Genomic DNA, 24,870 nt, shown 5'->3' with positions numbered 1-24,870 from the left:
GATCAGTAACCTTCGCTAACTCAATTGTCAGTAACTAAGGTTCAACATGACTTCCTCCTTGTGTGCGCGTGCGCCTGTGCAGATCGCCGCTTCCGATCCCGCTCCCGACGCTGCGCTGCGCCTGGCCGCGACCGTATTTGAAGCCGCGCAGGGCATGATGGTGACCGACGCGCGCGGCCGCATCGTGCGCGTCAACCAGGCTTTTGTCCGCATCACCGGCTACAGCAGCGAGGAGGTGCTGGGGCAAACACCCCGGCTATTGAGCTCCGGGCGGCACGTGCCGGACTTCTATACCGTGATGTGGGCCGCCATTGCGCGGGACGGGATCTGGGAAGGGGAGATATGGAATCGCCGCAAGAACGGCGAGGTCTATCCCGAACACCTGAGCATCACCGCCGTGCGCGACGACGACGGCGAGATCACCAACTACGTCGCCGCGCTGACCGACATCACGCTCAGCAAGGCCGCCAACGATGAAATCCGCAGCCTGGCCTTCTACGATCCGCTGACACGCCTGCCCAATCGCCGCCTGCTGCTGGACCGCTTGCGGCAGGTGCTGGCGGCCAGCGGCCAGCATGACCGCTACTGCGCGTTGATGTTCATCGACCTGGATAACTTCAAGACCCTGAACGATACGCTGGGCCACAACGTTGGCGACCTGCTGCTGTCGCAGGTGGCGGAGCGCTTGCAATCGAGCCTGCGCAAAGGCGACACCGTCGCGCGCCTGGGCGGCGATGAATTCGTGGTGCTGGTGGAGGGGCTAAGCAGCGGCGCCCTGGAGGCTGCGGCCGAAGTTGAATCGCTGGGCGCGAAGATGTTGACGGCGTTGAACCGGCCCTACGAACTGGGGACGCATCACTGCCGGAGTACGCCGAGTATCGGCGTGACCCTGTTCCACAAAGGCGAACCGCCACAGCCGGACGACCTGTTGATGCAGGCCGATATCGCCATGTATCAAGCCAAGCAGGCGGGCCGCAATGGCATGCGTTTCTTCGACCGGCAGATGCAGGACCGCATCAGCGAGCGGGCGCAAATGGAAAACGATTTGCGGCACGCGATCGAATGTCATCAATTCGCGCTGTATTACCAGGTGCAGGTCGACCAGCACGGCACGGCGCGCGGCGCCGAAGCGTTGATACGCTGGATACGCGGCGATGGCACGATGGTGTCGCCGGCCAGCTTTATCCCGCTGGCGGAAGAAACGGGTTTGGTACTGTCGATAGGCCACTGGGTGCTGGAGACGGCATGTGCGCAGCTCGCGGCATGGCAATCGGTGCCGCAGATGGCGCACCTGGTCCTGGCGATCAACGTCAGCGCGCAGCAATTCCATCAGCCGGATTTTGGCAAGGAGGTGCGCAGTGCGCTGGACCGGCATGGCGTCGATCCGCGTTTGCTGAAGCTGGAATTGACCGAGGGTGTGCTGCTGGAGAAGATCGAGGAAACCGTCGCCTGCATGCAGGCGTTGAAAGCGATCGGTGTGCGCTTTTCGCTGGACGATTTCGGCACCGGCTACTCTTCATTGCAATACCTGAAGCGCCTGCCGTTGAGCCAACTGAAGATAGACCAGTCCTTTGTGCGCGACCTGGTCAGCGACAGCAGCGATCAGGTCATCGTGCGGACCATCATTGCGATGGCGCGCAGCCTGCAACTGGACGTAATCGCCGAGGGAGTCGAGACGCAGGCGCAGCGCGCGCTGCTGGAGGAACTGGGCTGCCGGCGCTATCAGGGTTATCTGTACAGCCGTCCCGTGCCGGAGCCGCAATTGCGGGCCCTGGTCACGGAATGACTTCGAACAGCAGCAACTGGATGACCTGGTTCTTGCCGAAGTTATCGTCTGAGATCAGCACCAGGCTGGCGTGGCCATTGGCCAGTTGCGGGCCGAGGGACATGCCCTCCAGGTTGTCCACCGTGGGCAGGTTCAACTGGTTGACGTCCAGTACCAGGCGCTTTTGCGCCAGCCGATACGATGCGCCTTGCAGCGCCGGCAGGTGCTGGATGTCGGACGCGCCGGCCGTGTCGACCTCGAACAGCCGCACGTAATCCTTGTACTTGCCGTCCGCGCCTTGTACGCCGGAGCGTTCCATCACCAGCAGCCGGGTGTCGCTCAGGGCGACGATTTCGGAGATGCCGTTGTCGGCGAATTTACCTTTGCCCGGCGCGGCCGGAATAGCGTTGAGCGGATAGGCGAACTGGCCGAGCACCTTGCCATCGCGGCCCAAATGGGTGATGCGGTTGACCGCGCCGCGTTCCGGCGTCGGCGCGTCGCTGTCCTGGTACATCGGGCCTTCCATCGAGACCCAGAGCGAGCGGCCATCCGGTGCGAAGCTCATGCCCTCGAAACTCAGGTTGTTGCGCGGTCCGGTGGCGCGATCGGCTGAGACACTGAACACGGGCGGCAAAGGCAGCGTGGAGAGAAAGCGGCCGTCCCGGCTTGCATGGCGTACGAAGGGATCGAGGCCGAGGGCGACGTCACCCTCGCTGGCATACCAGATGCTGCCGTCCTGCGGATCGACGCGTATGGTTTCCAGGTCCGGCACGACGCCGCCGCGTATCGCGTATTCTTCCTTGGAGGGGTAGGTGCTGCCGTCCGGCTGAAGCAGGAACGATACGCCGGTCAGCTCGACCGACTTGAATGCATGTTCGTCATAGTCCAGGCGCGCGCGATAGTAGCGGGCAGGGTTGTTGGCCGAACGGTCGTCGCTGATGATCACCCATTCGCCGCTGGCGGCGTCGTAGTCGATGCCGGACAGGCCGCCAACCATCGTGCCCTGGAACTGCTGGCGCCACGGCAGGCGTTGTTCGCCGATGAAGCGCAAGCTCGCCACCGATGCTGGCACTGTCCTGGTAGCGGTCAATGGCGCGCAGGCTGCCAGCAGAAGGGTGTATGCGATGGCCGTTACTGCACGGCGCCACAACGGCGGTGTTTTTTTCTTGTTCATGGGGCGAAAGTATAACGCTGGCGGTGGCGTTCAGCGAGTGGTCCGGCGACCCGCCCATCGAAGCGATGCCGCCGATAGCGCCAGCAGCACGGCAATCCACACGCCCAGCGCAGCCAGTTGCGACGGCAATTGCGGGCTTGCATGCAGCGCGGCGGAAGCGGAAAAGCGTGGCACACCGTCGAAGTCCCGGAAGCCATAGCCGCCAAGGCAGGTGGTGGCGCAATGGCGCTTCGCATCGCCCTGTACCGCCAGCTGGATGGCATTCTGGAAGTAGGCGCGCAGTTGCAGTTGGTGCTGCTGCACCTCGCTCATGAAACGCTGGTGGCGCGCGCCATCATGCCCTGCGATGACGGCCATGCTTTCATAGGCCAGCGTGACTGGACTGATTATCAGCACCTGATCGAAGAGCGCCTGACGCTGTGATCCCGCCTGCTGGAATTGCCGCTCTACGCCGGACATCTGTTTTTCCAGCGCCACGGCGCGCTCAAGTCGCGGCAGGCCAGCGGGCACACGGTCGCCGGCGTCGCGCATCGCTTGCACATAGTGTTCCCGTTGCGGTACCGGCGCGGCAAGATGGATGGTTGCGGTGGTCGCCGCCGGGAGCATGATAGCCAGCACCAGCCAGGCGCCGAAGCCGGCGAAGGCCGCCGTCATCCGATTGCCGCAGGCCGCGCAGATGGCCATCGCGGCCGCGCCCCAGAACGCGGAATACAGCAGCACCACGCCCGCCCAGGCGGCCAGCGCGTGCAGGCCGGCGCTGGTCACGGCCACCGCACCGGCCAGCAATGCGGCGGCGGAGCAGAGCACCAGCAGCAAGGCCGTGGCGCCAAGCGTGCGCGCCATCGCTTGTGCGGCCAGCATCCGGCCCTGGCTCACACCCTGCAATTGCAAGGCGCGCAGGCGCAGGCTCTCGCGATCCTGGGTCAGCACGGAGGTGCACAGCGCCAGCAGGATCAGCGGCCACAGATACACAACAAAAAACGCCAGGTCAAAACGGCCTGCGGCCAGGCGGGCAGGGTGTTCGATTTCCACCGCGGTGCGGGCGGACTGCATGGACTCCGCCCGCACACGGACATACGCAGGCTGGAGGTCGGCCTGGCCTACGGCCAAGGCGCCGCCCGCAGCAAGCGGCTTTTCCGCAAAGCCGACGTGCTCGCGGAACGCATAACCACGGACGTCGACGGGCGTGCGAAACCATTGCAGGTCCTTGAATTCGGCCGCGCCGGGATCGGCGAAATAGCGTTGAGCCAGGACGTTGGCGGCGTTGCGGGCCTGGGCTTCCTGGGCCTGGGCGGCGGCGACGGCCTCGCGGGCATGCCGGTCGAAGCGCGCGCCTTCGAACAGGCCGAATCCCGCCAGCAGCGCAGCGACCAGCAGCAGCGCGACGCTGCCACGCTCGCGCAACTGGATACGCAGGTCGTACACGATCAGGGTGAGTATCTGTTTCATCGTAAGCTTCCTCGACGTAGGTGGCGCAAGCCGGCGCCGCACAGCAACAGGCTTGCCAGGAACAGGACAGCCAGGGGCAGTCCCTGGTGGACGACCAGTGCGGAGCGATCCAGCGGCGCATAGGTGAAGCGGAACGGAGGTACCCGGTTCCACAGCGACTGGTCGCCGTCGTAGCGAATGCCGTTCCTCTCCGGGTTGGCGGTGATGGCAATATTCATCACTTCCTGGATCAAGCGGCGCTGCCGTTCGGCGCCGTTGATGAACTGGATGTGGTGAGCCGTATCGCTGCCAGCGGTGGCGCCGGACAGGCCGGCCAGCGCCACCGCTGGCGACAGCCATCCCGCCAACGCCGCTGCGTCACTCTGCTTGCGCATGGCGTCAAACAAACGCCCGTAATGTTGATCGAACAGCTGGTCGCCATGCTGCTCGCCGCGCCGCAGGCTGATCCCGGCCCAGTTGACCGGCAGGTCCCTGACATCGCTAACGCCGTATTGCCGCAGCAGCTGTTGCTGGTCGCGCCGGGCCTGTTGCGGATCGTCCGGTGCGCCGAGCGCAGCGTCGAGGTTTGCACGGAACTGCTGCATGCTCGGCAGCGGTGCGGCCGCCTGCGCCAGTTCGATCGCCGCGCGTGGCAGCACCAGCGTGGTGGCCGCCCACAGGCCGATCAGCATGGCCAGGCTGGCGCGCAAGGATGGCGCCCAGGCCGAGACGCCGGCAATCAGTGCCGCCCAAGTGCAGAGATAGAGCAGGTAGCCGCTGGCGAATATCGCCCCCCGCATGGCGCCGTCGCTGAATGGGCTACTCGCTTCCTGCGACCACTCCAGCGCGGAGACGGCGATACAAGCAGGAAGTGCCAGCGTCGCCGCCAGGCATAGCAGTACCGCGCCGCGCGCCAGCGCAATGGCGCCGAGTGGTGCGGCATTGATGCGTAGCGACGCCAACGTGCCGCGCTCACGCTCGCCGGCAAACATGCCGAAGCCGAGGAAGATCATCGCCATGGGCGCGATCACCTGCAGTACAAAGGCCGGCGTCAGGCGGAACTGCCGGTTCGCGCCAGGTTCGTCGTCGGCCGGACGGTAGATCAGCTCATTTTGCTTGTGCGCTTCCAGCCAGACGCTGGAGCCGACATAAGGTTCGATGCCGGGGTCCAGCGCGGCCAGCGCGGACAAGGGCTTGAACACGTAGACGCCATAATGCGCGGCCGCATGCGGATACTTCTTGCCCTGGCCCGACCAGCGTTGCTGCTCCGATTGCCGCGCATCCGCCCTGGCCGCCAGCGTGTCGTTCAGTTCCAGCGACGACTGCAGCGCCGCGCATGCGGCCAGCATCAGGCCCACGGCGATCACCAGCCATACGCGCCAGTCGCGCCGTCGCTCGCGCCAGTCGGCCTGCCAGGCGCCGTGCAAGGCGATACACCAGGCGATGCACCAGGCCTGCCAGCCAGGGCGCGCGCCGTGCTTAGTTGCGGCGGGCGAGGATGTCAAGGTAGTTGCGTTCAAGTTCGCCTGCATTCAGTTCTCCCAGTTTCCATTCCCCGGCCAGACGGCCGCCCACCAGCATGCCGCAACGGTCGGCCAGTTCCTGCGCGCGAAACAGGTCGTGCGTCGCCATCAGTACCGCCGCGCCTTCGTCGGCCAGCGAGCGCACCAGTTCTCCGAAGCTCACGCTGGCTTCGGGGTCCAGCCCGGACGTCGGTTCGTCCAGCACCAGCACTTGCGCTCCCTTGGCCAGCGCCATGACGATGCCGACCTTTTGCCGCATGCCTTTCGAGTAGCTGGACGCCATGCGGTGCCACGCATGCTGCGGCAGGCCTGCCCGTTCCAGCAGCGCTTCGATCTGTCCCCGGCCAGGACGCCGGCCCGACAGCCGCATGAAGAACTCGACGTTCTCCACCCCGGTCAAGCGTTCGTACAGCGCGATGTTCTCCGCGATGTACGCCGCATGCTCGACGGCGGCGCGTGCCGGCGGCAGGCTGGAGCCGGCCAGTTGGATGCTGCCGCCGTCGGCGTCGACAAAGCCCAGCAGGCAGCCGATGGTGGTCGACTTGCCGGCGCCGTTGGGGCCCAGCAGTGCGTAGATTTCCCCGCCGTGCACGTGCAGATCGAGGGCGTCCACCACGGTGCGGCCGTCGTAGCGTTTGCTCAGTTGTTCGATGCGTATCATGCCGCTCTCCTAGAACGCATAGCGCGCTTCAAGCGACAGCGTGCGTCCCGGGTAGGGATGCAGCTGATAGGCGCGGTTGTTGTTGAGGTTATCGACGCCGATGGCGACTTCTGTGTTCCGGGCCGGCTTGACCAGCAACCGCACGTCCAGCTGGCTGACACGGGAAACCGCGCCGTAGACATCGGTGTTGTAGTCGCTGTTATTGATCTCGTTGAACTGGGCGCCGGAATATCTGTAGCTCGCCGAGACGCTCCAGACGTCGGTGGGCGCGTAGGTCAGCGTGGTGGCCGAGCGTACGCGCGGCACGCGCGCCCAGTTCTTGCCTATCGATGGTTGGTAGTTGTCGTTCTCCAGGATGGTCGATTTGCTGAAAGCGATATTGGCTTCCGCGCTCAGGCCTGGTATGCCAAGGCGGTCGACTTGGCCGACCAGCTCCAGCCCGCGCGTGCGCACCCGTCCGATGTTCTGGACGTTGGTCACGTTGGGGAAGACGTTCAGGTTCAACTGGCTCCAGATGGTGTCGCGCACATCGTCCTGGAACAGCGAGGCGCGGAGGCCACCGAACGCATAGCGTTGTTCCGCCATCAGCTCCAGCGCGTTGGACCGTTCCGGCTTCAATGTGGGAACGTTGACGACGATGCTGCTGCCGACCGCCGTGCCCTGGAACAGTTCCGCCACGGTGGCGAAGCGTGTTCCGCGCCCGGCGGACAGTCTCACCGTGGTATCGGCCGACGCATCCCAAGCCAGTGAGAATTTCGGCGACCAGGCTTGTTCACTGCGGCGTGGATACGACAGCGCGGTGCCCGGCGTGCGCTGCGCGCCATTGGTGGCCTGCCACGATTCGGCACGCAGGCCCAGGGTCGCCTGCCAATGAGGAGCGAAGCGCCAGGCATCCTGCGCATACGCGGCCAGTACCTGTGTCTCGCCGCCGACAAACTGCGCTTCCGGACCGCTGGCGTTGCGCCAGTCCGCGGTATTGCGGGTGGTTTGTTTAAGTTTGTAGTCGTCCGCGTGCAGGCCGAAGGCGAGGGCGTGCGCGCCACCGGTCCAGTCGCCGGCCGCAGGTGTGTAGCTTGTTTGCAGATCGATCGAATTGAAGCCGCTGCCGTCGCGCACCACGGCGTTGCCGGCGCCACCGCTGGCTGCGAACGGATCGGCGCTGCCGGCGTTGCGCTGCACATCGTCTAGGATGCGATAGGTGCTGGCGGAGACGCTGGCATTCCATCCGCTCTTGTGGTGGGTCTTGACCGTCAGGCCGGCTTGGGCGTGGTGTTCGTCCCGGGTGTATGGCGCGAACGCGGATGCCGGCAGCGCGAATACGTTGACGCCATCGGTGACGCGGCCGGACCAGACGCTGTTGCCGGCGGCATCGCGCAGGAAAGTCCGGTTGCGCGTCACGCTTTGATTGCCCCACCAGGCGACGAAACCTTCCGCGACTAGCGCGGGCGAGAAGTCGTAGCCGAAGGTGGCCTTCACAGTGTTTTGCCGGGTATGGTCGACGGCGCCGGCATTGGCGCCGAAGATGGCGCGCCTTGTGCCGAAAGGCCCGGTGTCGTAGCCGATGCCGGTGACCGGCGTCGCGGCCCCGCCGCCGGCCGGAGCCGGGAACACCCCGGCCGCGTTGGCGGTGACGGTGTAGTAGCCCATCGGCTGGCTGGTCGAGTCCTGGTGATTGAGCATCAGCTTGTACCACAGGCCGGAAGCCAGCTTGTCGCCGATGATGGCCGAGCCCTGGTAGTTGCGGTAGTGGTCCTGGTCGCCGTACTGCGCGAACGACTGGTCCTGCATCGCCACCCGCACCGATCCGCCAAAGGTGGTCGGACGGCTGGTGCTGACGGCGATGGTGGCGCCGATCGCATTGCCCGGATAGAGCGCGGAGAAGGGGCCGTACAGAACCTCGACGCGGGTGATTTCCTCCGGCGCGATCATGTTCCAGCGCGGCGCATCGAAGCGACCCAGGAAGTTCGACAGCAGATAGCCGTCCATCGTCACCAATGCGCGCGGCGCCTGCGTGGTGGAGAAGCTGCGGCCGCCGACCAGCGCATTGCGGTCGCCGCTATATCGCTTGCGGATCGTCATGCTCGGCATGTTGCGCAGGGCGTCCTCCGGGTTGAAGATGTTTTGCTGCTGGCGCAGTTCTTCCTGGGTCTTGACGACGCTGGTGTTTGGCAGGTCGGGATCGAGGGCGCTGCGGGTGCTGTTGACGATCACTGTTTGCATGGTGGCTTCGTCCGCGCAGGCATAGGCGGTGGCCAGCGACAGCGAGATCGCTGTCGCCAAGGGGCTTAGGTTCGGGGTCATATTCTGGGCTTAGTGGGTTGGCGTCTGTGGCTGGTCTTCGCGTTCCCAGTCCGGGAACGGATCGGCGTAGTTGCGCCATGCGGCCGTGCCGGCCGCCAGTTCGACGTCGCTCAGCACGCAGGTTTCGAACGCGGCTTCGATGGCGCCTGGCTCCATGTCGCGGCCGATGAATACGAGTTCGTTGAGGCGGTCGCCATACGGCTCCGCCCAAGCGGCTTCAATCGCAAGGCGATCGGGATCGCCCTTGGGTGGCCAGATCTCCTCGTCGCTGGCCGCCCACCACTGGCCGACCGGCTCCACCGAGGCGATCTTGCCGGCGCGCGAATAAGCGACCGCCCAATCGGGACGGCTGGCCAGCCACACATAGCCTTTGGCGCGTATCAGGCCCGGAAATGCCTGGTCGAGGAAATGGTCGAAGCGCTGCGGATGCAGCGGCCGGCGGTCTCGCAGGACGAAGCTGGAGATGCCGTATTCCTCGCTCTCCGGCAGGTGGATGCCGGTCAGTTCGCGCGCCCAGCCGGCCATCTGGCTGGCTTTTTCGAGGTCGAACTTTCCGGTGCCGAGTATTTTGTGCAGCGGGACCCGGCCTCGTTCGGCATAGACGATCGCCGCACCCGGATTCAGGGCCTTGATGACGGCGCGTACTTCGCCCAGGTGCTCCGGCGAGACCAGGTCTGTCTTGCTGACGACGATGACGTCGGCGAACTCGATCTGCTCCGACAGCAGCGCCGCCAGCGTGCGGTCGTCGCCTTCGCCCGCGGTCTGGCCGCGTTGGGCCAGGAAGTCGGTCCCGTGATAGTCGTTGAGCAGGTTGAGGGCATCGACCACGGTGACCATGGTGTCAATCCGGGCGAGGTGGTTGAGCGAGTCGCCGTGTTCGTCCTCGAAATCGAAGGTGGCGGCGACCGGCATCGGTTCGCCGATACCGGTCGATTCGATCAGCAGGTAGTCGAAGCGCTGGCTGGCGGCCAGCTTGCGCACCTCCAGCAGCAGGTCTTCGCGCAAGGTGCAGCAGATGCAGCCGTTGCTCATCTCGACCATTTTTTCCTCGGTGCGTGACAGCGCCGCGCCCGCATTCTCCGCGCCCTGGCGCAGCAGCGACGCGTCGATATTCACCTCGCTCATGTCGTTGACGATGACGGCAACGCGCAAGCCTTCGCGGTTGGCCAGGATGTGATTGAGCAGGGTGGTTTTACCTGCGCCTAAAAAACCGGAAAGGACGGTGACCGGTAGCCGGGTGTCGAGCGTGGACATGGATTTCTCGCGGTGGATGCGCGCGGGCGCAGAGATTATGGGATACCCTTTAATGCAATTGAATTGCATATAGGGTTCGCATCATAGATGGTTTGAATTGTTAACGCAACACAGTTGCATTAATATTTCAACGAAGGGCGGGAGGTGCGTTTTAACTTAGCGCTTGGCGCAGTGCGGGCAGGTGCCCTTGATGAGGAAGTCCATTTCCTGGCTTTGAAAGCCGTCCGGAAGTTTGATTTTGCGCGGCAGCGGAACCTCGGTGAAGCAGGTCACTTCTTCGCAGCTGGTGCATTGGAAGTGCGCGTGTTCGTGGGAATGATGGCCGGCTCCGGCGCTGAAGCGCCAGACGGTGTCGGCGCCGGCGATGCGGTGTACCAGCTCGTTCTCGGTCAGCCATTCCAGCACGCGATACAGCGTGACCGGGTCGAGCGCCGCATCGGACAGATGGGCGTGGATCTCGTGATGGGTCAGCGACTTTTGCTGGGCAAGCAGAAACTGCAGCACCGTGACGCGCGGGCGCGTCACGCGGGCGCCGGTGGCTCGAATCAGGGTTTCTGCTTGGTCTGCTACTGGGGTATGCATGATGTCGGTGTTTGTGTATGAAGCACCGACATCTTATCACGCCCGGGCGATCAGCCCAGCGCCTCGGCAGGACCGAAGAACTCGTAGTAGGTCTGCGATTGCGGCACGCCCAGTTCCAGCAGGTGCGACTTGATCGCCTTCATGAACGGCGTAGGGCCGAGGAAGTAGGCTTCGACGTCGCGCGTCTCCGGCAGCCATGCGCCCAGCTGCTGGCGGTTGATGTAGCCGGTGGCGTGCGGCTGCGGGCCGCTGTCGTTGGCCGCTTCGTAGCAGTAGAAGCGTTGCAACTGCGGGTGCTGCGCGGCCAGCGTATCGATGTGGTCGCGGAAGGCGTGCACGCTGGCGTTGCGGGCCGCGTGGATGAAGTGAATCGGGCGGCCGGTGCCCAGTGCCGCCGTCAGCATCGCCAGCGTTGGCGTGATGCCGACGCCGCCGCTGATCAGCACCAGCGGCTTGTTGCTGTCGGCCAGCGTGAAGTCGCCCGAAGGCGGGACCAGTTTCAGGCTGTCGCCCACGTTGACGTGGTCGTGCAGGAAGTTGGACACCGCGCCGCCCGGCTCGCGCTTGACGCTGATGCGGTAGCTGCTGCCGTTGCTGGCGGCGGACAGCGAGTACTGGCGGCGTTGTTCTTCGCCGTTCACGTCGATCAGCAAGCCGATATATTGTCCCGGCGCATGCGCCACCACCTTGCCGCCATCGGCCGGTTGCAGGACGAAGGAGGTGACTTCGTCGCTTTCGGCGATCTTCGATACCACCTTGAATTCGCGCGCGCCGCTCCAGCCGCCTTCCGCAGCCTCGTTCTTCTCGTAGACGCTTTGCTCCGCGCCGGCCAGGATGTCGGCCAGCTGGCCGTAAGCCGCGCCCCATGCGTCGATCACGGCGTCGGTGGCGACGTCGGCGCCCAGCACTTCGCGGATGGCCTTCAGCAGCGATGCGCCGACCATGGGATAGTGCTCGCGCTGGATTTGCAGCGACACGTGCTTGTTGACGATGGTCGATACCAGCGGACCCAGCTGCTCCAGCCGGTCGATATTCTTCGCATACATCAGCACCGCATTGGCCAGCGCGCGTTGCTGGTTGCCGTCCGCCTGGTTGGCCTGGTTGAAGATCGGCTTCACTTGCGGGAAGTCGCGGAACAGCGTCAGGTAGAAATGACGGGTCAGGGCTTCGCCGCCTTGTTCCAGGATAGGGACGGTGGCGCTGATGATGGCTTTTTGTTCGGTGCTGAGCATTTTGCGGTCCATGTGTGGTTTCGACGTAAAGAAGTATATCACATGAATGTTTAAATGTCGGAGCAAGCGCGATCGAAAAAACGATGGCGCTTGCGGTGGACTAGCTTAGAGATCGAACTTCAGTTCAGCCACGTAGGTCCGTTGCGGGTACGGGTGGAAGTTCCAGTACTTGTAGTTGTTCAGGTTATCGATGCCGATCGCCGCGCTCCACTGGCGGTTGATGCGGTAGCGCGCGCGCACGTCGGTCGTGAAGTATTTGCTGCCGCCCATGTAGGCGAAGCCGTTGACGTCCGTGTTATCGAGCGTCGAGTACTGGCTGCCGCTGTAGCGCGCGGCCAGCGTCAGCGAGAGCTGGTCGTTCACGGCGTAGGAGGCCACGCCGGTGGCGCGCCATTCCGGGATGCGCGGCTGCCACTTGCCCACACTGGCAGGGAACTTGTCGTTGCGGGCGATCTTCGAATCGGTCCAGGTGACGCTGGAGCTCAGCGCCAGTCCGCGTACCCACACGTCGTCCGCCGTGTAGGCCGCTTCCAGTCCTTTGGTGTTGATGCGGTCCAGGTTCTGGATGGTGCTGACCGACGCTCCGGCCAGCACATTGGTCTGCGAGTACAGCGCGTCCTTGGTGCGTTCGCCGAATGCGGTGAGGCGCAGCAGGCCGTTGGCCAGCCTGCGTTCCGCCGTCAGTTCCGTGGTCCAGGATTTTTCCGGCTTCAGGTTCGGATCGTTGTTGATCAAGTCGCCGGCGGCGTTGATGCCGCCCTGGTAAAGCTCGGACACCGTCGGCATGCGCACGGCGCGGCCCAGCGAGGCTTTCAGCACCCAGTCGTCGCTGGCCTGATATGCCAGCGCGGCTTTTGGCGACAGGTAGTTTTCGCTGCGCTCCGGGTGCGGCTTGGTGGTGGTGCGGTTGGAGGTGGCGCCGTCGTGCGCGTTCCAGTGCTCGTAGCGCATGCCCAGCACCGTCTTCCAGCGCGGCGCGAACTTCCAGCTATCCTGCGCGAACAGGCTGTTGGTTTCGGTCTTGCCGGTGAAGGCGGCATTGCGGTCGCCGGGTACACCTTCGATCCAGTTGCTGGCGGCGTTCTCGATGCTGGACAGTTTATACGCCTCGCGCTGGTAGCCGAATTCCGCCACGTGCGCCGGGTTCGGACGCCATACGCCCTTGGCTGACAAGGTGTTCCAGCCGGTGCCGCCCTGGTTGACGATGCGGCCGGCGCCACCCGCCAGCGCGGCCGGCAGTTCAACGGTGGCTGCGCGCAGCTGGTCTTTGTCGTAATCGTACAGGCTGGCCGCCACTTCCCAGTCGAACACGCCCTTGGTGTTGGACTTGAAGGTCAGGCCGTGCATCACGTGCTGGATTTTTTCGTTCGACAGATTGAAGTCGGTCGGCGCCAGCGTGTAGCTGCTGCCGGCGATGTTGACGGCGCCGCTGTAGACCGGGCGTCCCGCAGCGTCGCGCAGGTAAGTGTCCGGACGACCCTCGGAGTCGTTGCGCCATACGCCGAAGGTGTAGGTGGCGCGCAGCGTCGGCGAGATATCGTAGGCCAGCTTGCCTTTGAACTGGTCCTGCACCGTGTGGTACTGGGTGGCGGTGCCGAGGATGAACCAGTCCTTGTTGGTGCGGTCCAGTCCTGCCACCGCGCCGGTGACCGGGATGCCCGCGCTGCCTGGCTTGCCGGCGCTGAGCGCCCTCGTCGGGAAGGTCAGTGGCTGGCCTTCGCTGTCGGTGCGGTTGACGTCCACGTACCAAGACCAGCCGCCCTGGCGGTCGCCCAGCGAGATGCTGGCCTGCTTGCCCTGGTAACTGGTGCTGGTGTTATACAGCTCGAAGGGTTGGTGCGTCAGCGTCAGCTTGGCGTGGGCTTCGAACTTGGTCGGCATGCGGGTCACGTAATCGACCACCGCGCCGACCGAGTTGCCGCCGTAGGCTGCGGAGAAGGGGCCATACAGCACATCGACGCGTTCGATCTGCTCCGGGCTGACCATGCCCCAGCGCGGCGCGAAGCTGGCGCCGTTGCCCAGGTAGTTGGACAGCAGGATGCCGTCGGCGTACACCATCGAGCGCGCGCTGTTACCGGTGCCGGAGGCGCGGGTGGACAGCACGGCGTGGTTGTAGTCGCCGATGTAGCGCTTGCGCACCAACAGGCTGGGAAGGTATTTCAACGCGTCCTCGGCGTCGGTGGCGTTGATGGTGCGTTCGATTTCGGCCTGGGTGATGCCTTCGATGGTGGTCGGAATCTGGGTCGGCATCGAAGTTGGGCGGTTGCCGGTGATGGTCACGGTGCCCAGTTGATGAAGGGGCGCGTCCTGCGCGCAGGCGAAGGTGGAGAAGGCGGCAAGCAGCGCCAGCGCCAGTGGGGACATGGTCGGTTTCATGGTGTTCCTGATGTTGGGATAATGACCGCCGCCTGCGCGCGCACGGGTGGCGCGCGGCGGGCAGCAGCGGATGCAACAGACGATCAACAGACGATCAGGAAAGCGCGGGCGGTCCGCGAGGCTTGGCGGCGCTCCAGCTATGCAGGGGCCTTGGCGCGCTGTAGAACAGCGGCGGGTAGTAGTCATGGCCGCCGACGACGGCGAAACTGGCCGTGGTCTGCGGCAGCAGCGCGAAACTGCCGCCGTGCGTGACGCAATACGAACAGTGCTCCATGACCTTGCTGGCCGGGGAGGGGGACTTCTTGGCGGTGTCGACCGAGCAGATTTCGGCGTACCCATACGGCGAGGCCGGCGTCAACGCGCGCGAAACCGCCGGGGCAAGCGCAGCGAACAGGACGGCCAGCATGGCGATCCAGATGTGCAGCGTTCGACGTTTCGCAAGTTTGAACATGGCGGCAATTATAACAAACACTCTCGCTTACATTTGAGAATGAGAAGTGTTATCATTTGCGTTGTTGATATACCACTGCACCTATCCCATGCCGCTGACCACCATTCCGTTTAAACCTACCCTGATCGCTGTTGCCGCTTCCTTGCTGGCCATGCCCACCCACGCGCAGGAGGCCGCCGCGCCGATCGAGTCCATCCAGGTGGCCGGCAGCTGGCTGGGGTCGGGCTTGCAGAACAGCGTCAAGAATTTCGCCGGCGCCCGCACCGTGATGAAGAAGGAAGACATCGACAGCAGCGGCGCCGCCGACATCGGCGACGTGATGCGCCGCATTCCGGGCGTGCAGTCCACCGACAATTCCGGCACCGCCGGCAGCGCCATCTCGCTCAACATCGGCGTGCGCGGCCTGACGGGGCGTTACTCGCCGCGTTCGACGGTGCTGCTGGACGGCATACCGCTGGCGGTGGCGCCGTACGGCCAGCCGCAGCTGTCGTTTGCGCCGGTCAGCCTGAACAACATCGAGTCGATCGACGTGGTGCGCGGCGGCGGCGCGGTGCGCTACGGCCCGCAGAACGTCGGCGGCATCATCAACTTCCGCAGCCGCTCGATTCCCGATACGCCGGGCGTCAGCGGCGATGCGTCGTTCCGCTACAACGACTTCAACAACGGCGGCCAGAACCGCCAGTACAGCGCCTTCGTCGGCAGCCAGCAGGAGAGCGGTCTGGGCGTGGCGGTGCTGTACTCGGGCATGGCCGGCACCGAGTGGCGCGCAGGCAGCGATGAAAAGGTCAATGACCTGGCGCTGAAGTTCCGTTATCAGTTGAACCCGCATAGCGAGCTGAACGCCAAGCTGTCCTATTACGAAGTGAATTCGCGCACGCCGGGCGGGTTGACGGTGGCGCAGTACGACGCCGACCCGTTCCAGAACACGCGACCGACCGACTACTGGAGCGGCGACCGCCGCAGCGCCGACATCGGCTACCTGAACACCTTGTCGGCCACGCAGGAGTTCGAGATCAAGGCTTACTACAGCGACAGCTTCCGTCAGAGCGCGTTGATCAACGCGGCCAAGACGCAACTGACCAGGCAGCCGCGCAACTACGAAGTGCTGGGCATCGAGCCGCGCTACACGCAGCGCTTCGCCACCGGCAGCCTGACGCACGACGTCACGGCCGGCTACCGTTACCTGCGTGAGCGGGGCGACGACAACAGCTACATCCAGACCGTGAAGACCGGCGTCAACGGCGCAACCACTACCTTCGTCAACAGCACCGACGCGCATGCCGTGTATGTGGACGACCGCATCGCCGTGGGCGCATGGCGCATCACGCCGGGCCTGCGTTACGAGCACATCAAATCGGAACGCCAGGACGTGAGCGCCAAATCGGTGTTCGAGACCGACAACAACAAGGCGTTGCCGTCGCTGAACGTGGCCTACCTGGTGAACCGCGCGCTGACCGTGTTCGCCAATTACACGACCTCGTTCGGGCCGGTGCAAAACACACAACTCAATTCGCAGACGCCAACCAATCCGTTGAAGCCGGAACTGGCCAAGACGGCCGAACTGGGTGCGCGCTGGAAGACCGGTGCGGTCAACGCCGAAGTCACCGCCTTCAAGCTCAAGTTCGACAACCAGATCCTGCAAGTGCCGGGCACAACGCCCGCCGTGTTCCGCAACCTGGGCGCGACCAACCACGACGGCATCGAGACGGCGGCCGACTACACCTTCGCCGAGGGCGGTGCGTTGGCCGGCCTGAACGTCTACGCGAACTACACCTACACCAAGGCGATCCAGGATTCGGGCGACACGGCCGGGCTGGACGTGCCGTTCTACTCGCGCAACACCGACACGCTGGGCGCGCGCTACCAGGTCGGCGCATGGTCGGCCAATCTGTCGACCACGCATCAGAGCAAGCAATATTCGGACACGGCCAACACCGTGCTGGAAGCGGCGAACGGCAGCAATGGCGTCGTGCCGGGCTTCCGTCTGTGGAATGCGCAGTTAAGCTGGAAAATGCCGGGCAAGCCGGGCTATGAAGTGATGGCAGGCATCAACAATATCGCCGACAAGCGCTACTACACGCGCAATGTCGACGGCAACGCCGGCCGCATGGTGGGATCGCCGCGCATGGCATACCTGCAATTGCGCGCCACCTTCTAAATCCGGGGTCAGGTCCCCCATTTATGCATGGGCTCGCTTGTATCACCTGACCAGAGCGATGGCGCGGCTTACCGTCGAGACGGAGACTGCGAAGTGGCGGGCGATTGCTGTCAGCGTGTAGGCATTGCTGGCATAGGCGCGGGCCATTGCCTCATTGCGGTCGGCGTATTTCTCCTGGAATGCCGATAGCGATGGCGCCAGGAGGCTGCGCTGGGTTCTCGAAATGCCAGCCACTTCTGCCAATGTATCGGGTGACTTGAATTGCTCGATAAACTCGTCATCGCCGAGCAGCAGCTGTTTGTGAATCTGACTTGCCGGATTGGCGCCGCCAATTCCTGCATCGACGAATCTTCGATACGAGTCTGCCGTGTTGGTAAGTGTGGTGTCAAAATGCTCCAGGAGACGATCGGCGCAGAGCCATGTTGGAGCCGTAGCTACGGTGAGAGTTTGCCGGTAGCTACTCCACGGCCAGTCTGCCGCTGCGGCAACCAGGTTTGCGCGGACCGGATTGAGGACGATGTAGCGTGCAACTTCCAGTAAATACGTTTCCCGCTGCACCAGGATCGCGCTATATCGGCCCTGAAACACATGCCCCGCTAAATCGTGCCGGCGATTGAAATACTGGGAGTACACACCATTCAATTGCCGCATGCCTTGCGACAGATTGCCATCCACCGCCTCCAGCAGCAGGTGAAAATGGTTGCCCATTTGGCAGAATGCATAGACAGCAAAGTTAAATTGTTGGCATACCTCGCTGAGGGTCTGTTGCCACACGAGGCGGTCGGTGTCGTCCCGGTAAATAACGGCCTTGCGGTTGCCACGAGAAGTTATGTGGTAGAGCGCGCCGGTAAATTCAATTCTGAGCGGTCTGGTCATTCTTCCGAAGATAACCAGCTATCGCGCGCGGTGCTTGAGCAGCATCAAATCGCAGCAATTTAACCGACCTAAGTCTTCGCGCACGGTTGAGCTCGTGCGCAAATGGGGCACCTGACCCCGGGTTGATTAGTGCAGCACCCGCGGTGCGGGTTGCATGCTGAAGCCGGTGTAGTCCATGCGCAATGCTGGCGAGATGGCTTCGGCCTGGTCCAGTTTGCGCTGGACTAACTTGTGCCAGGCCCGCGCCCAGCGGGCCGCCAGCTGGGATTCCTCCGCCGAACGCGCATACAGCGTTCGCTCCACGGCGATTTTCTGTCTGTGCAGGGCGTAAGTGGCAGATATCAGAGTAGTCATGGTGGCGGTGACGCTGGCTAGGGTTAAATAGTATGCCATGCCATTCTGCCCGGCTCGCCGACGATTGAATGTGCGCCATTTCACCCATAACGACGAGAAATCAAATATGGACGTGTAAAATGCGCGCTCTGTTGCGTTTTTGCATCACTTATAGCTTTATTTTCTTTCCATGTGGACAACTAATCTTTCCAGGAACGCGTTGGCGGGCTTGACCACGTCGTTCGCGCTCGTGCCGGAATGCATCGCTTTCGCCTTGGTTGCGCAGCTCAATCCGCTGGTCGGTTTGTATGGGGCGTTTTTCATTTGTACGATTACGGCGGTGTTCGGCGGCCGGCCCGGCATGATTTCCGGCGCGGCCGGCTCGATGGCGGTGGTGATCGTGGCGCTGGTCGCCCGGCATGGCGTGCAGTATTTCCTGGCGACGGTCGTGTTGAGCGGGCTCATCATGCTGTTGTTTGGCTTGCTGCGGCTGGGCAAGCTGGTCAGCCTGGTGCCGCATCCGGTGATGCTGGGCTTCGTCAACGGCCTGGCGATTGTGATCGCCTGGTCGCAGTTGCAGCACTTTAAGATCGGCGAGCAGTGGATGCATGGCGATGCGTTGATGTGGATGTGCGGCCTGGTGGCGCTGACCATGTTGATCGTCTATCTGCTGCCGCGCCTGACCAAGGCGGTGCCGCCGGCGCTGGTTGCCATCGTCGGCGTGGGCCTGCTGGCGCAGTTGCTGCATCTGCCGGCGCGCACGCTGGGCGACATGGCGCATATCGCCGGCGGCTTGCCTGCGTGGCAAATTCCCGTGGTGCCGATGACGATGGAAACGCTGCGCATCGTGCTGCCGTATGCGGTGCTGATGGCGATGGTCGGCCTGTTGGAAACCCTGCTGACCTTTAACCTGACCGACGAAATCACGGAGACGCGCGGCCTGCCGGACCGGGAATGCGTGGCGCTGGGCGCGGCAAATGTGGTATCTGGCCTGTTCGGCGGCATGGGCGGTTGCGCGATGATCGGCCAGACCATGATCAACCTGGGTTCCGGCGGCCGTACGCGGGTGTCCGGCGCCGTTGCCGGGATAATGATTTTACTGTTTATATTATTTCTATCGCCGCTGATCGAGCGTATTCCGCTGGCTGCTCTGGTGGGCGTGATGTTCGTGGTGGCGCAGCAGACCTTTGCGTGGGGTTCGCTGCGGGTGTTGGGCAAGGTGCCGCGTCATGACGCCTTGCTGATCGTACTGGTCACCGCCATCACCGTGGCGACCGATCTGGCGGTGGCGGTGTTGTGCGGGATAGTCATCGCGGCGCTCAGCTTCGCCTGGCGCCATGCGCGCGACATCCGCGCCGATGTAGTCCTGGGCGCTGATGGTGTCCGTCGCTATACCCCGCATGGCACCTTGTTTTTCGCTTCGATTGCGCACTTTAATGACCTGTTCAACGTGCAGGACGATCCGCAAACGGTGGTGCTGGATTGCCGCCATCTGCGGCTGGTCGATCACTCGGCGGTGGTGGCGGTGTCCACGCTGCGCGAGCGCTATGCCAAGGCGGGCAAGGTCTTGCAGGTCCAACACCTGTCGCAGCGCTGCGAGCAACTGCTGCACCGCGCGGGTGTCGCGGTTACGGCATGAAATCCTGATCGAGTATCTGGTCGACGGAAAACGGATTTTCCGCCGGAAAGGTACGGGCAGGCAGACCGGTTTCTGCAGACGCCAATTTGACGGCGATCGGGTAGGCCAGTCGCACATACTCGGGCAATGATGCACGCAAGCTCGGGCTGTCTTCCAGCAGCATTGCCAAACGCTCTCGCTGCTCGATCAACGTGGCGCGCCATTTGTTTTGCGGAAGTTCGGGCTGGTATCGGCATTTAAGCAGGTGCATGATCAGCACGCGCAGCCGATTCCTCAACGTTTTTATTTCCCTCTTCTTCATGTCGTCGAGCTCCGCGACCAGGTTTCCGACGTCCAGCTCGGAGAACCTGCGATCCAGCAGCAGTTGGACTTGTGCGTCTATCCACAGCGCCAGATCGTCGTCGTAGCTCGGGTGTTTGCGGGATTGGACCAGGGTTTGCATGATGCACCTCCAGATTCGTCAGGCTAATCCTATGCCTGTTCCCGCGTTTGATCCCATTCAATAGAAATACGGAGTCTTGCGCGCCCATTCGTTGTTCTTGTAGCGCTTGTGAAGCAGCGTGAACGCGCTCTTCGACAACGTTTTGGAGTCGGCGTCCAGGCAGCCGCCGCGTGTCGATTGCACCGTCACGTACAGCAACCACGGCAGCTCCGGGTCGTTCGGCACGGCCGTGGCGCGTTGCATGACGAAATCGCCGAAGTAGCCGGTGGCGGTTTTCAGGCGGGACAACTGCGTCAGTTCCTGGTCGCGCGCAGCGGCGTTGCCGAGTTCCGGCATCGGCGGCGAGTGTTCGGCTTCGGTGTTTTCGCCGTAGCTTTCGCCCGCCTTGGCCGGTACCTTGCACCACATGTCGGCCAAGGTTTCATCCGGTGCGCGCGTCGCGATGTCGGCGCTGGAGTAGCTGTACATCGGCGACAGGCCGTACTTCAAGGCGTTCACCAGCATCCACGAATGGTGCTCCGGCGTGCCCGCCAGCTTGCGGTATTTTTGCATCACCGCCGTCAATGCCGGCGCGTTCTGTTCGATCTGCAGGGCGGCGCTCAACGCTGCTTCGTCCTGGCCCAGCAGGTCGGCGCGCATCCAGGTGGAGACGGCGATCTGCACGCGCAAGGCTTTGGGCAGCTTGGGATTCGCGGCCAGCGCGGACAGGTCTGCGGTGGACAAGCCGCTGTTAAGCCAACGAATGCCATCGGCGGCGATGTCCACGCGGGCAGCGGTCGAGTTGGCGCCGGCTTCCTCGCTGGCCTTGGACAGCTCACCGGTATCGGGATCGAGATCGCGGCTCGATGCGCGCAGCAGATAGTTGGCGGCGTCCGCCGGCGACGATGCCACCGCAAAGCGCTCCTGCAGGAACTGGTTGCGCACGCTGGTGGAGTTGTTGGTGGCCAGCGCCGGTCCGGTCAACACGCCATCTGCAATCGAGCGGGCCTTGTCGGCCTGCTTGCTCAAGCGGTAGTGACGGGTCAGGGCATAGCGCATGGTCAGGTACTCGGGCGTGGAGGCTGGTGCTTGCAGCGCGGCTTTCTCCAGTTCCGGCGTCATCTTCTCGGACAGCAGGACGGCCGCCAGCAGCCACACGCGCGCCTGCGCCTTGTTGCCTTCCTTGGCGTAGCGGTTCCACAGCTCGACCGCGTGCGCGCGTTCCACCGCGCAGCCGGGCTTGGCCTGATATTCCTGGCATTGCTGGACGGTTTGCATCCAGTCGATAAAGCCTGCGCTGTTGCGCAAGGCGGTGCGGCCATCGGCCTGCTCGGCGACAGGCGCTAGCAGCAGGTCGTTGGCCAGCACGCGCCAGTCGCCCAGGTGATCGTCCAGGTACGGATTGGTGCGCGGGTCGTCCAGCAGTTTGCTCAGTTCCGCGAAGCGCAGCGATGGCGTCAGCCGCACCTGCATGCTGCGCACGATGGCGCGGCTGGCTTCATGCAACGACGACAGCTCCGGATTGGCGAGGATATGGTCGGCGCTGGCCTGGATGCCGGCCAGCTTTTTCTGCGCCGCAGCCAGACGCGCGGCAGCAGCGGCCGGGCCTTCGCGCCTGGCGTCGAGCCGCTCCTGCCAGATCGCCTGTTCCGGATTCGGTCCCGGCACAAACACGGCGGCGCGCGCCTGCGAGCGCAGGCTCAGATACTCGCCCCAATGGCGCAGCGGATGCTTGTCGGTGGCGCCGATCTTGGCGAACAGGCTGCCGCTCAGCGTGTAGTTCTCGCCATAGAAGGCGGCCGACGCCAGTTGGTACTGCTGCATCTGGCGCCAGTACAGCGCTTCCGTGGCCGGCAGTTCCACCGGCGCCGGGATCACGCGCTTGGTTCCATCGAAACGATTGCGCTGCGCTTCCGCGTCGTCGCCGCAGAATTTGAAGACCTGGCGCTGCGTCGTCACCCACGCGTTCAGGCGGGCCGGCGTGGCGTCGCTGCGGCGCGCCAGGTCGTTCAGCGTGGCGGTGGCGAAGGTGTAGCTGCCCAGCGGACAAGTCAGATAGCCATTGGCCATGCTGTCGTCGTCCTTGGGCGCGACCGGCGCAAGCTTCAACGCGCCGTTGACGGCCGCCTGCCACGCGCCGTAGACCTTCTTGCCCTCGGCCGCATCGACCCAGCCGCCGTTACGGCTGCCGATGGCGCGCAGCAGGCCGCCTTGCTGATTCGGCGCCGCTTTCAAACCATCGGTGCCGAGCAGCACGCTGCGCCAGGCGGTGTACATGTACATCCGTTCATAGCTCGGCATCACGATACCCAGTTCACCGCCTTGGTAGCGGTTCAATGCGATATCGGGGCCGCTGCGGTTGACGTAGGAATCCCACGCGCCGCCGCCGCTGGCGCCGGCGTTGGCGCAGGCCAGCAGCGCCGCAGCGATGGTGAGTGGACGAAGAAGTGTGGTCATGGAGAGCTCCTTGAAAGCGGCGACAGGTCCGCGCCGGCGCGCTTCCACGCGTGGCGGTCGAACCAATAGGTTTTGCGATAACGGGCCGCGACTTGCGGCGTGAACGGTTCTTGCGGAGAGAATCCCGCGCTGCCCGCGCGACAACTGGCGTGCAGCGTGGCGGGCGATTGTTCGACGATGTCGCGCATGCTGGCGTTGTCCCGGCCCATGCGGAAGAACATCGGCACCACCTCGTCGGCGGCCAGTCCGTCCAGCCAGGCCGGCGAGCGGCACCACCATGCCAGCGCTGTCACACTCAGTTTGATCTGCGGTGGCAGCGCGCCGCGCAGTTGCTTGACCAGCGAACGATAGAACTCGCGTTGCGAGGGCTTGGCCTCCATATCCAGCTGCACCCAGCCCGAGGTGCTGATGGCCGCCGCGTCGAGCAGCGCCCGCACGATCATCGCGCGGCTGGCCTCAATATCCTGCGGCGGATTGACGGTGCTGACTTCCACATGCAGCACCGGTATGACCCGCGTGGCGGCCGGCATCGCGGGCTGGCGCATGCGTGGACGGGTGCGGGCGGTATCGCCGGTCAGCAGGATATGGCGTTGCAGGACTGCCGCTTCAGGCGTCGACCATGCGGGCAGCAGGGCTTCATCCCACAGCCAGGCAACGGCCTGCGCGCGGGCGGCGCAGTGGCAGAGCAGCAGGGCGCACATGGCCAGGCGGAGTAGAAGGGAGGGCATCGGAAAACGAGGCGACAAGGTGCCCCATTTTACCGATGTTTATTATTTCCGCAAGATTGTTTTATTTGCTTTCAAGCGCGGCGATCGCCGCCGCCACGCCCGCGCCGTAGGCTGGATCGGCCTGGGTACAGTGGTTGATGTGGCGGTCCTGCACCAGTTTCGATACGCCGTGGATGGCGCGCGCCGTGTTCTCGAACAGCAGCTGCTTCTTCTCGGCCGTCAACAGGCGGAACAGATTGCCCGGCTGCGAGTAGTAGTCGGTGTCGACGCGATGATCCCAATGGCCCGCCGCGCCTTCCAGCGACAGCGGCGGTTCGGCGAACTGCGGCTGCTGCAGCCATTCGCCGCGGCTGTTGGGCTCATATGAGGTGGCCGCGCCGTGATTGCCGTCGGTGCGCATGGCGCCGTCGCGGTGGTAGCTGTGGAACGGGCACTTGGGCGCGTTGACCGGAATCGCGTGATGGTTCACGCCCAGGCGGTAGCGGGCCGCATCGCCATACGAGAACAGGCGCGATTGCAGCATCTTGTCCGGCGAGAAGCTGATGCCCGGGACCACGTTGGCCGGCGAGAAGGCCGACTGCTCGACTTCCGCAAAGTAGTTCTCGGGATTGCGGTTCAGTTCCAGCACGCCGACATCGATCAGCGGGTAATCCTTGTGCGGCCAGATCTTGGTCAGGTCGAACGGGTTGTACGGCACCTTGGATGCTTCGGCTTCGGGCATGACCTGCACCGCCAGCTTCCAGCGCGGGAAGTCCTTCTTCTCGATGGCGTCGAACAGGTCGCGCTGCGAACTTTCGCGGTCGCGGCCCACCACTTCGCCGGCTTCGGCGTCGCTGAAGTTCTTGATGCCCTGCTGGCAGACGAAGTGGAACTTGACCCAGAAGCGCTCATTGGCCGGGCTGATGAAGCTGAAGGTGTGGCTGCCGAAGCCGTGCATGTTGCGGTAGCCTGTCGGGATGCCGCGGTCGCTCATGACGATGGTGATCTGGTGCAGGGCTTCCGGCAGCAGGGTCCAGAAGTCCCAGTTGTTCTCGGCGCTGCGCAGATTGGTCTTGGGGTCGCGTTTGACGGCGTGGTTCAGGTCCGGGAACTTGAGCGGATCGCGGAAGAAGAACACCGGCGTGTTGTTGCCGACTACGTCCCAGTTGCCTTGTTCGGTGTAGAACTTGACGGCGAAGCCGCGTATGTCGCGTTCCGCATCGGCGGCGCCGCGTTCGCCGGCCACGGTGGAGAAGCGCATGAAGATATCGGTTTTCTTGCCGACCTCGGAGAACAGCGCGGCGCGGGTGTATTTGCTGATGTCGTGGGTGACGGTGAAGGTGCCGAAGGCGCCGGAACCCTTGGCGTGCATGCGGCGTTCAGGGATCACCTCGCGCGCAAAGTGGGCCAGCTTTTCCAGGTGCCACACGTCTTGCAGCAGGACCGGGCCGTGGGGGCCGGCGGTCTGGGTGTTTTGGTTGTCAACGACCGGCGCGCCGGCTGCCGTAGTCAAGTTCTTCATGAGGTTCCTT

19 protein-coding genes are annotated in these 24,870 nt (G+C 63.9%); 3 read left to right on the top strand and 16 right to left on the bottom strand.

The window, feature by feature from the left end; translation table 11 throughout:
• The first annotated feature begins 46 nt into the window (after positions 1-46).
• Complete coding sequence (locus V6M89_RS12960; protein ID WP_332853548.1) at positions 47-1,786, top strand: putative bifunctional diguanylate cyclase/phosphodiesterase; 1,740 nt, start codon at positions 47-49, stop codon at positions 1,784-1,786.
• Here the strand turns inward: V6M89_RS12960 and V6M89_RS12955 are convergent.
• From V6M89_RS12955 to V6M89_RS12910, 10 genes are all read right to left on the bottom strand, one after another.
• Positions 1,776-2,939 carry an esterase-like activity of phytase family protein gene (locus V6M89_RS12955; RefSeq protein WP_442881971.1) on the bottom strand — a complete coding sequence of 388 codons (1,164 nt, stop codon included), beginning with the start codon at positions 2,937-2,939 and terminating at the stop codon, positions 1,776-1,778. The two genes, V6M89_RS12960 and V6M89_RS12955, sit on opposite strands and share 11 nt — an antisense overlap.
• A 30-nt stretch (positions 2,940-2,969) precedes the next feature.
• Positions 2,970-4,388 carry a DUF3526 domain-containing protein gene (locus tag V6M89_RS12950; protein ID WP_332853546.1) on the bottom strand — a complete coding sequence of 473 codons (1,419 nt, stop codon included), beginning with the start codon at positions 4,386-4,388 and terminating at the stop codon, positions 2,970-2,972.
• Complete coding sequence (locus V6M89_RS12945) at positions 4,385-5,887, bottom strand: DUF3526 domain-containing protein (protein WP_332853545.1); 1,503 nt, start codon at positions 5,885-5,887, stop codon at positions 4,385-4,387. The genes V6M89_RS12950 and V6M89_RS12945 overlap by 4 nt, the downstream gene beginning before the upstream one ends.
• Positions 5,847-6,551, bottom strand: coding sequence for an ABC transporter ATP-binding protein (locus tag V6M89_RS12940; protein WP_332853544.1), 705 nt, complete (start codon positions 6,549-6,551; stop codon positions 5,847-5,849). The genes V6M89_RS12945 and V6M89_RS12940 overlap by 41 nt, the downstream gene beginning before the upstream one ends.
• Positions 6,552-6,560: 9 nt before the next feature.
• A complete protein-coding gene (locus V6M89_RS12935; protein ID WP_332853543.1) occupies positions 6,561-8,852 on the bottom strand; it encodes a TonB-dependent receptor in 2,292 nt (763 codons plus the stop codon).
• A 9-nt stretch (positions 8,853-8,861) separates the two neighbouring features.
• Positions 8,862-10,106: a GTP-binding protein gene (locus V6M89_RS12930; protein WP_332853542.1), complete on the bottom strand. Its 1,245-nt coding sequence runs from the start codon at positions 10,104-10,106 to the stop codon at positions 8,862-8,864.
• Between the two features lie 156 nt (positions 10,107-10,262).
• A complete protein-coding gene (locus tag V6M89_RS12925; protein ID WP_332853541.1) occupies positions 10,263-10,688 on the bottom strand; it encodes a Fur family transcriptional regulator in 426 nt (141 codons plus the stop codon).
• Positions 10,689-10,738: 50 nt separating this feature from the next.
• Positions 10,739-11,920 (bottom strand): NO-inducible flavohemoprotein, encoded by a 1,182-nt coding sequence (gene hmpA / locus V6M89_RS12920; protein WP_332853652.1) that lies wholly within the window; start codon positions 11,918-11,920, stop codon positions 10,739-10,741.
• 105 nt (positions 11,921-12,025) lie between these two features.
• Complete coding sequence (locus V6M89_RS12915; protein WP_332853540.1) at positions 12,026-14,296, bottom strand: TonB-dependent receptor; 2,271 nt, start codon at positions 14,294-14,296, stop codon at positions 12,026-12,028.
• A 94-nt stretch (positions 14,297-14,390) separates the two neighbouring features.
• Entirely contained in the window at positions 14,391-14,747 is a 357-nt protein-coding gene (locus tag V6M89_RS12910; RefSeq protein WP_332853539.1) for a DUF2946 domain-containing protein, read from the bottom strand.
• 88 nt (positions 14,748-14,835) lie between these two features.
• Here V6M89_RS12910 and V6M89_RS12905 point away from each other — a divergent pair, with 88 nt between their 5' ends.
• Positions 14,836-16,905, top strand: a complete 2,070-nt coding sequence (locus tag V6M89_RS12905) for a TonB-dependent receptor family protein (protein WP_332853538.1) — start codon at positions 14,836-14,838, stop codon at positions 16,903-16,905.
• 42 nt (positions 16,906-16,947) lie between these two features.
• On the opposite strand, the gene V6M89_RS12900 is transcribed toward V6M89_RS12905, so the two are convergent.
• On the bottom strand, positions 16,948-17,781 hold the full coding sequence (locus V6M89_RS12900) for a transposase (protein WP_332853537.1): 834 nt from the start codon (positions 17,779-17,781) through the stop codon (positions 16,948-16,950).
• A 126-nt stretch (positions 17,782-17,907) separates the two neighbouring features.
• Positions 17,908-18,174, bottom strand: coding sequence for a hypothetical protein (locus V6M89_RS12895; protein ID WP_332853536.1), 267 nt, complete (start codon positions 18,172-18,174; stop codon positions 17,908-17,910).
• A 130-nt stretch (positions 18,175-18,304) separates the two neighbouring features.
• On the opposite strand from V6M89_RS12895, the gene V6M89_RS12890 reads away from it, so the two are divergent.
• Positions 18,305-19,753: a SulP family inorganic anion transporter gene (locus tag V6M89_RS12890; RefSeq protein ID WP_332853535.1), complete on the top strand. Its 1,449-nt coding sequence runs from the start codon at positions 18,305-18,307 to the stop codon at positions 19,751-19,753.
• Here V6M89_RS12890 and V6M89_RS12885 read toward each other — a convergent pair.
• The 4 genes from V6M89_RS12885 to V6M89_RS12870 all read right to left on the bottom strand — a co-directional run bounded on the left by V6M89_RS12885 (position 19,743) and on the right by V6M89_RS12870 (position 24,860).
• Positions 19,743-20,195: a DUF29 domain-containing protein gene (locus tag V6M89_RS12885; RefSeq protein WP_332853534.1), complete on the bottom strand. Its 453-nt coding sequence runs from the start codon at positions 20,193-20,195 to the stop codon at positions 19,743-19,745. The genes V6M89_RS12890 and V6M89_RS12885 overlap by 11 nt on opposite strands.
• 57 nt (positions 20,196-20,252) lie before the next feature.
• Positions 20,253-22,631, bottom strand: coding sequence for a hypothetical protein (locus tag V6M89_RS12880; protein WP_332853533.1), 2,379 nt, complete (start codon positions 22,629-22,631; stop codon positions 20,253-20,255).
• Positions 22,628-23,359, bottom strand: a complete 732-nt coding sequence (locus tag V6M89_RS12875; RefSeq protein ID WP_332853532.1) for a hypothetical protein — start codon at positions 23,357-23,359, stop codon at positions 22,628-22,630. Before V6M89_RS12875 ends, V6M89_RS12880 begins: the two co-directional genes overlap by 4 nt.
• A 61-nt stretch (positions 23,360-23,420) precedes the next feature.
• The gene (locus V6M89_RS12870) at positions 23,421-24,860 is read right to left on the bottom strand and encodes a catalase (protein WP_332853531.1); all 1,440 of its coding nucleotides are present in this window, start codon (positions 24,858-24,860) and stop codon (positions 23,421-23,423) included.
• Between the last annotated feature and the right edge of the window lie 10 nt (positions 24,861-24,870).

The sequence above is a fragment of the Duganella sp. S19_KUP01_CR8 genome (assembly GCF_036688705.1).
In the GTDB taxonomy this organism is placed as follows: domain Bacteria; phylum Pseudomonadota; class Gammaproteobacteria; order Burkholderiales; family Burkholderiaceae_D; genus Rugamonas.
This window is presented reverse-complemented; position numbering and strand designations above follow the sequence as displayed.

What these genes read in the sequence shown, in the direction of transcription:
- V6M89_RS12960 (WP_332853548.1), top strand. Translation starts at nt 47, where the DNA reads ATGACTTCCTCCTTGTGTGCGCGTGCGCCTGTGCAGATCGCCGCTTCC.
- V6M89_RS12955 (WP_442881971.1), bottom strand. Translation starts at nt 2,939, where the DNA reads ATGAACAAGAAAAAAACACCGCCGTTGTGGCGCCGTGCAGTAACGGCC.
- V6M89_RS12950 (WP_332853546.1), bottom strand. Translation starts at nt 4,388, where the DNA reads ATGAAACAGATACTCACCCTGATCGTGTACGACCTGCGTATCCAGTTG.
- V6M89_RS12940 (WP_332853544.1), bottom strand. Translation starts at nt 6,551, where the DNA reads ATGATACGCATCGAACAACTGAGCAAACGCTACGACGGCCGCACCGTG.
- V6M89_RS12935 (WP_332853543.1), bottom strand. Translation starts at nt 8,852, where the DNA reads ATGACCCCGAACCTAAGCCCCTTGGCGACAGCGATCTCGCTGTCGCTG.
- V6M89_RS12930 (WP_332853542.1), bottom strand. Translation starts at nt 10,106, where the DNA reads ATGTCCACGCTCGACACCCGGCTACCGGTCACCGTCCTTTCCGGTTTT.
- V6M89_RS12925 (WP_332853541.1), bottom strand. Translation starts at nt 10,688, where the DNA reads ATGCATACCCCAGTAGCAGACCAAGCAGAAACCCTGATTCGAGCCACC.
- hmpA (WP_332853652.1), bottom strand. Translation starts at nt 11,920, where the DNA reads ATGCTCAGCACCGAACAAAAAGCCATCATCAGCGCCACCGTCCCTATC.
- V6M89_RS12915 (WP_332853540.1), bottom strand. Translation starts at nt 14,296, where the DNA reads ATGAAACCGACCATGTCCCCACTGGCGCTGGCGCTGCTTGCCGCCTTC.
- V6M89_RS12910 (WP_332853539.1), bottom strand. Translation starts at nt 14,747, where the DNA reads ATGTTCAAACTTGCGAAACGTCGAACGCTGCACATCTGGATCGCCATG.
- V6M89_RS12905 (WP_332853538.1), top strand. Translation starts at nt 14,836, where the DNA reads ATGCCGCTGACCACCATTCCGTTTAAACCTACCCTGATCGCTGTTGCC.
- V6M89_RS12900 (WP_332853537.1), bottom strand. Translation starts at nt 17,781, where the DNA reads ATGACCAGACCGCTCAGAATTGAATTTACCGGCGCGCTCTACCACATA.
- V6M89_RS12895 (WP_332853536.1), bottom strand. Translation starts at nt 18,174, where the DNA reads ATGGCATACTATTTAACCCTAGCCAGCGTCACCGCCACCATGACTACT.
- V6M89_RS12890 (WP_332853535.1), top strand. Translation starts at nt 18,305, where the DNA reads ATGTGGACAACTAATCTTTCCAGGAACGCGTTGGCGGGCTTGACCACG.
- V6M89_RS12885 (WP_332853534.1), bottom strand. Translation starts at nt 20,195, where the DNA reads ATGCAAACCCTGGTCCAATCCCGCAAACACCCGAGCTACGACGACGAT.
- V6M89_RS12880 (WP_332853533.1), bottom strand. Translation starts at nt 22,631, where the DNA reads ATGACCACACTTCTTCGTCCACTCACCATCGCTGCGGCGCTGCTGGCC.
- V6M89_RS12875 (WP_332853532.1), bottom strand. Translation starts at nt 23,359, where the DNA reads ATGCCCTCCCTTCTACTCCGCCTGGCCATGTGCGCCCTGCTGCTCTGC.
- V6M89_RS12870 (WP_332853531.1), bottom strand. Translation starts at nt 24,860, where the DNA reads ATGAAGAACTTGACTACGGCAGCCGGCGCGCCGGTCGTTGACAACCAA.